At 73.0% G+C, this 444-nt stretch carries 1 protein-coding gene; it reads left to right on the top strand.

What is annotated here, in order from left to right; genetic code table 11:
- On the top strand, window positions 1-365 hold a 365-nt coding region (locus N801_RS19245), incomplete at its 5' end, for a Mu transposase domain-containing protein (RefSeq protein WP_035941144.1).
- Window positions 366-444: the final 79 nt, after the last annotated feature.

Here is a 444-nt window from a genome sequence, read left to right as displayed (position 1 = left end):
CCCTGCCGCCGGTGCCGCCGACGATCGGGTGGCGCCACCAGGTCCGCCTGCCGCGGGACCATTACGTGCGCTTGGACGGCAACGACTACTCCGTGGACCCGGCCGCGGTCGGTCGTCAGGTGCAGGTCTTGGCCGGGTTGGACACCGTGACCGTCACCCTCGCCGGGCGAGCCGTCGCTGAGCATGACCGGTGCTGGGCGCGGCACCAGAGCATCACCGACCCGGCCCACCACGCCGCAGCACTGGCCCTGGCTGCGCGGGCCCGCACGCCCAACCCGGCACCGCAGCAGTGCGAGGTGGTCGAGCAGCGTGACCTGGGCGTGTACGACGCCGCGTTCGGGATCACCGGTGAGGAGGTCGCCTGATGCCCGCCAACAACAGCGCCTCCCGGGACGTGCAGGCCGAGCTGGCGTTCCTGACCCGCGCCCTGAAAGCGCCGAGCCT

The sequence above is a fragment of the Knoellia aerolata DSM 18566 genome (assembly GCF_000768695.1).
In the GTDB taxonomy this organism is placed as follows: Bacteria; Actinomycetota; Actinomycetes; order Actinomycetales; family Dermatophilaceae; genus Knoellia; species Knoellia aerolata.
This window is presented reverse-complemented; position numbering and strand designations above follow the sequence as displayed.